Below are 5,997 nucleotides of genomic sequence, written 5' to 3' on the forward strand. Positions count from 1 at the left end.
GCCGGTCATTCTCCAGCAGCGCGTAGATGAACGCGCCCATGAAGCCATCTCCGGCTGCGGTCGTGTCCACCGGGGCAACCGGGTAGGAGGCTGCTCTGCCTTCGGCCGTCCGGGTCCGGTAATAGGAGCCTTCCGCACCGAGCGTCACAAGCAGAAGCTTCACCGGGAAGCGCTCCATCAGCAGCTGCGCGCCGGCCTCCAGCCCGTCCGCTCCGGTAAGGAAGAACAGCTCCTCCTCCGACACCTTGACGACATCCGCCTCCTTAAGCCCCTCTTCCATCGCCTGCTTGGCATGCTGATTGTCCTGCCACAACGCCGGACGCCAATTCGGATCATAAGTGATCCAGGCGCCCCGCGCTTTCGCCTCCCTGACAGCGGCCAGTGTGGCGCCGCGCGACGGCTCGGAAGTCATGGAGACCGAGCCGAAGTGGAAGACCCTGGCCCCGCCGAGAAGCGAGGCATCGATTTCCTCGAAGGCAAGAGCTTCGTCCGCTCCGGGCTGCCGGCAGAAGTGGAACGACCGCTCTCCGCCTTCCCCCAGGTGGACAAAGGCCATCGTCGTATGGGCATGGTCGGTGAACACCAGCCCTTTGTCGTCAATCCCTTCCTGTCTCAGCGTGTCCTGCAGGAAATGTCCGAACGGATCATTGCCCACCTTGCCGATGAAGGCCGTTCTCTTGCCGAGCCGGGCAAGAGCGGCCAGCACATTCACCGGCGCTCCTCCCGCATTGCGCTCGAACAGCGGATTACCCGCCGGAGAGGTGCCTCCAGGCGTGAAATCGATAAGAAATTCGCCAATCGCTACCGCATCGTAAGTCATCATCTAACTCCCCTGTCTATGAATTGGTTTATGGGCCTCATCAGCCCTTCACACCCGACATCGTAATACCCTGGATATAATAACGTTGAAGGAACAAGAAAATAATCAGAATCGGCACGGTGGAGATCGTGCTCGCCGCAAGAATCTTCGACCAGTCCGTTCCCTCTGCCGACGAGAAGGCGGCTATGGCGACCTGAATCATCTGCTTCTTGTCGTCGTTGATGACGATCAGCGGCCACAAATAGGAATCCCAGTTGCCAAGGAACGTCATGAGTCCCAGCGTGATCAAAGGAGGCACCGTCGCGGGCAGAACAATTCGGAGAAAGGTGCGCGGCATCGACGCGCCGTCGATTTTTGCCGCCTCCAGAATTTCGTCCGGAATCTCCGCGAAGAACTGCCGCAGCAGGAAAATACCGAATACGGACAGCATCGAAGGAATAATCAGCGCTTTGTAGGAATCAAGCCAGCCGAAGTTATGCATGAGCAGATAGTTGGGCACGAGCGTTACTTCCCCGGGAATAATCATGGCTGACATGAACAGGGCGAACACGACCGCCTTGCCCCGGAAACGCAGCTTGGCAAACGCGAAGGCGGACATGGCATTGATCAACAGCACAAGCGCCGTAACGATGGAAGCAACGAACAGGGTGTTGCCGATGTAAGTCAGGAACGGATTGCGTTCGTTGAAAATGACATCTTTAAAGTTCTGCAGCGTAGGGTGAACCGGCACAAATAAATGGATATTGAAGCTGTTCGAATATTTGAACAATTCCTCATACGGACGGGACGCCCCTGAAATCATCCAAAAGATCGGAATGATCGACACGATGGCCAGGATGATCATTATGGTATATTTGACAAAGCTTGCAATACGGCTCATCTCTTTCCCTCCTAGTAATCCTGATTCCGGAACAGTCTCATTTGCACCAGCGAAATGGCGAGCACGATCGCGAACAGGATGAACGCCGCCGCTGTGCCATACCCCATTTGCATTTGCTTGAACGCCATTTGATAAATATAGAAGACTGCGGTTTCAGTTGCTCCGTTCGGCCCGCCGTTGGTCAGAACGAAGACCAGGCCGGAAATTTTGATGGCGTCGATGGTCGTAATAATTACGACAAAAGCCGTGGTGCGGTTAAGCAGCGGAAGCGTAATCCGGAAGAACTGCTGAATTTTGCTTGCGCCGTCGACTCTGGCCGCTTCATATAAATCCTGGGGAATGTTGTTCAGGCCCGCCAGGAAGATAATCATGAAGAACCCGACGGCTTTCCACATGCCGAGCATGATGACCCCGTTCATCGCCGTGTCCGGATTGGACAGGAAGTTCGTCGTCGGCAGATGCACAAGCTCCAGGAAATTGTTCAGAAGACCGTATTCCTTGTTGTAGATCAGCTTAAAGACCGTCGCGGCCACCGCCGTCGAGACCACAACCGGGATAAAGTAGATCGTCCGGAACAGGCCGGTTGCGGCGACCTTCTTCTGAATCAAGAGCGCCATTCCAAGTGAAATACAAGTCTGAATCGGGATGACGATGATTGCAAAATAAAATGAATGTCTAAGGCTGGCGAGGAAGGATTGATCCGTCATCAGCGTTTTGTAGTTGTCCAGACCGACAAAGCTGCGGGTGCCGCCGACCAGATTATAATTTTGAAAGCTGATAATGAACGCCTGCAGCATAGGGTAGAACACAAAGATCATCAGCAGGGCGAACGAAGGAAGCACGAACCACCATGCGGTCATCTCTTCGCCTTTCAAAAAGGAATTCCGGCGTTTCTTCGGCAGAGTGCTCGCCGCCGGTTTGGCGGCTGTTGTGGTGCTTGCCATAGGTTACCTCATCTCCAATCCTTCCGCCGCGTCCCGGGCCAGGCTGTTTAGCGAATTGCAGGGATGCGTTCCCGCGCGGCGGGTTATTTTTATTAAATGGCTATGGCTTGTAAACGAATGCGCTTAACACGGAAAAGACTTTGCCGTCCGGAGTCCGCGCCTTGATCTCCGCCTGCCCTTCCTTGATTCCCTTGACAACGGCTGTCGTTCCTCCTTCGCTCAGAACCTTGGCCACCGTCTCGTCGGACGATTCCCAGACCAGCTTCTGGGGCGCGGTATACGGCAGCACTCCCGCAATCGTCTGCGCGCTGCTTCCGACCGGCACATCTATGCTGCCCTTATTCAGCACGACCCGCAGCGGCTGCGCCCCATCGGGCGCTTCGTCCCTCCATACGGACTTCAGCGGGTAGAACGCCGCGCTTTCCAGCTTCGCGCTGCCCCTCAAGAGATACAGCTCCAGGCCGCTGCTTGTGGCATCCGGGAAGATAATGCTGGAGATTGCCGTGGTTCCGTCACCCGAGAACACCTCCAGCGTGGATTCGTCCACATAGAGACGGAGCTTGACGGTCCCGTTCTCCGGCTTCAGCGGCGCTTCCACCTTCTCGGCAAAGCCCGGCTCAAACGTGCTGTCGCCCGATTTGCTCCGGTCGACCGTCAGCGTGGAGGAAGCGGCGCTATAGGAAATGACCGTTTCCTGGCCGCCTCCTTTTCTTACCTTGATGCCCAGCTCCGCCCCTTCGCCAACCTCAAAAGCCGCGTCCAGCTCATAGGAGGTGCCCAGCAGCGCGGAGAAGGGATTCGAGCCTGCCTGCAGCTCCTGCGCCGGTATCTCCACCGGCTTGCCGCGCAGGGCTTCCAGTTCCTTGACCGGCTGCTGCGCCAGGCGCAGCCCTTCTCCCGGAACCTCTTTGAGCGTCAGGACGCGCGGCACCGACATATTGCCCTTCCACGGGTCCGTCGGCATATTGAAGGGATAGCGCCAGTTGGACATCCAGCCGGTATAAATTCTCCGGCCGTCACTTTCGGGAATGTCGGAGTAAGAAACGGCGGCGTAGAAATCCTTCCCGTAGTCGGTCCAGAGCACCTTGGAGGGCTCGTTCTCATTCGTGAAGGTCTTGCCGTCAAACGATCCGACGAAATACTGCGCGGTTGAACCTTTGGTCGCCGGGTTGTTGCCGATGCTCACGGCCAGCACCCACTTCTTCTCCTTCGTGCCTTCCACCGGAAGCTCGAACAGGTCCGGACATTCCCATACTGCGGCGTGCGAGCCCTGATCCGCTCCAAATTCGCCGGTCATCTCCCACTTTTTCAGATCGGGCGAGGAATAGAACCTGACTTTGTTATCTACAGAGACAACCATCGTCCACGATTTCCCCGGTTCATACCAGAACACCTTGGGGTCCCGGAAATCCTTCAGGCCGGGATTCGGGATGACGGGATTTCCTTCATACTTGGTCCATGTCCGCCCTTTGTCGGAACTGTAGGCGATGCTCTGGGACTGCAATCCGCCCTTGAAATGGGTGAATATCGCAACCAGGCCCGGCTTGCCGTCAAAAAAACCGCTCGTATCCTTCCAATCTACCACGGCGCTGCCCGACCAGATCTCTCCCAGCGAATCGCGCAGCAGCGCGACCGGCAGATGCTGCCAATGAATGAGATCCGTGCTGACCGCATGCCCCCATTGTCCGCTATTCTGATAAAACTGGTGATACTCCCCCTCGAAAAAGACCATTCCGTTCGGGTCGCTCAGATTGCCCGTTTCCGGAGACAAATGATACTGCGGCCGATACAGCTCGGTGTAATAATTCGGGTCCTGGCTGAATTTGAAAGGCGCCGGCGTTGCTTCATTTGGCGTGCTTTCACTTTCCGCCTCTCCGCCCTTGGACGAGCCTCCCTTTTCGCAGCCCGCTACCGCCATAACCAGCGCCATAGCCAGAGCCATCAGGCATAATAGCTTTTTTGTTTTTTCGCTCATGCCGTCTTCTCCTATCTTGGGTTTCTATATATAAGCTTCCTTGTACGCTTTCATTGTAGACGACCGGCAGGCTTAAAAATTTCAATATCATCGGGTATTGACTTTCAATTTTTTGACCCGCTTCCGGGGACGGTTGCAAGAGCGGGCGCCCATGCGGAGCAGACGGCAAAAAAAGCCGTACCCCTCGGCGGTTCATCCGCTTAAGGTACGGCTCTTTGAGATGTATAAAGCAGCGCGGTCATGCAAGCGGTCCCGCTATAGCGCGCAAGGCGCCTCACCGCCCGTTTAATAAATAGTCCTCCCTGTATTCCTTCGGGCTTTTGCCGCAGGCCTTCTTGAAGCAGGTGCTGAAATAGCTGGAGCTGGAGTAGCCGACAAGCATGGCGATGTCCGTCAGCTTCAGTTCATTCTCCCTCAGCAGCTGCTCGGCCTTTGCGATGCGCAGACCCGTGACATAATCGCTGAAGGTCACGCCCACATGCTGCTTGAACAGGCCCGACAGATACGTTTCGTTCAAGTGGAACATATCCGCCAGGGAGAACAGATTCAGCTCGTAACAGAAGTTCTCCTCCACGTATTGGCGGACAGCCTCCACGATATGCTGGCCGCTGGAGAAGCGCGTCTTCTTGACCTCCTCCATAACAAGACCGGCCAGCTCGTCGATCTGCCCCATTATCCCTTCCCTGGATTGAAAATCCGATATGGTCATCTGGCAGTTCCATAAATGCTTCTGCAAGGATGAATCGCCGAGTTCGAACTTCTTCGCCACCGAGCTGAACAGCAGCAGCAGCCGGAGAGCGAGGAAGGTAAAGGCAAAGACCGGCGTGTCCCGTTCCGTGGAGAAGACGGCCTGCAGCTGACGGCGAAACCCGGGCATATCGAGATTCTCGATAGCCTTGACCAGCTTGCGCTCCATTTCGGGCGTGAAAGCATTCGTCAGCTCCAGGAGCCCGGTCTGGCCGCTCTCCTTGTGCTCATGCACCGTGCTGCGGCTCCAGGCCAGCATACAGGAGGCAAAGCCATTCTTCCAGGCGGTCCATCCCTCCGTCTTCTCCCCGATCCCCGCCACACTGTCCACATTCAGATATTCGGCGATATTCCGTTTCAATTCGGCGACGAATTTCTCCGCGCTGTTCTCCGGCATGCCATCCCTCATCACGATCAGGAAGTACATCATGGACGAGTGCGCAATCTCCGGGAACGGATAGATGCCTTCCCGGCGCGAGGCCGTCTCCCTGCACAGCATCTGGAAGGCGAGATTCATCAGATCCCTGCGTTCCCGGGTCACACCAAGCCGGTCCGGCGGAACCCGCATCTCCACCGCAGCGAAACGGGCTTTGAAGCCGTCCGTGGCCAGCGGGGCGAGCTGAAGCTGCTG

5 protein-coding genes are annotated in these 5,997 nt (G+C 56.5%); all 5 read right to left on the minus strand.

Annotation, left to right across the window (positions count from 1 at the left end; translation table 11 throughout):
* Nucleotides 1–823 (minus strand): carbohydrate kinase family protein (locus L692_RS0111635; protein WP_036723322.1); only part of this gene is annotated, 823 nt, incomplete at its 3' end.
* Between the two features lie 37 nt (nt 824–860).
* On the minus strand, nt 861–1,700 hold the full coding sequence (locus L692_RS0111640) for a carbohydrate ABC transporter permease (RefSeq protein ID WP_025700020.1): 840 nt from the start codon (nt 1,698–1,700) through the stop codon (nt 861–863).
* 11 nt (nt 1,701–1,711) lie between these two features.
* Nucleotides 1,712–2,644 carry a carbohydrate ABC transporter permease gene (locus L692_RS0111645; RefSeq protein WP_025700021.1) on the minus strand — a complete coding sequence of 311 codons (933 nt, stop codon included), beginning with the start codon at nt 2,642–2,644 and terminating at the stop codon, nt 1,712–1,714.
* Nucleotides 2,645–2,744: 100 nt separating this feature from the next.
* Entirely contained in the window at nt 2,745–4,619 is a 1,875-nt protein-coding gene (locus L692_RS0111650; RefSeq protein WP_025700024.1) for a glycoside hydrolase family 32 protein, read from the minus strand.
* Between the two features lie 274 nt (nt 4,620–4,893).
* The coding region (locus tag L692_RS0111655) for a helix-turn-helix transcriptional regulator (protein WP_025700026.1) at nt 4,894–5,997 on the minus strand (1,104 nt) is incomplete at its 5' end.

This window comes from Paenibacillus forsythiae T98, assembly GCF_000520735.1.
GTDB classification, from domain to species: Bacteria; Bacillota; Bacilli; order Paenibacillales; family Paenibacillaceae; genus Paenibacillus_AQ; species Paenibacillus_AQ forsythiae.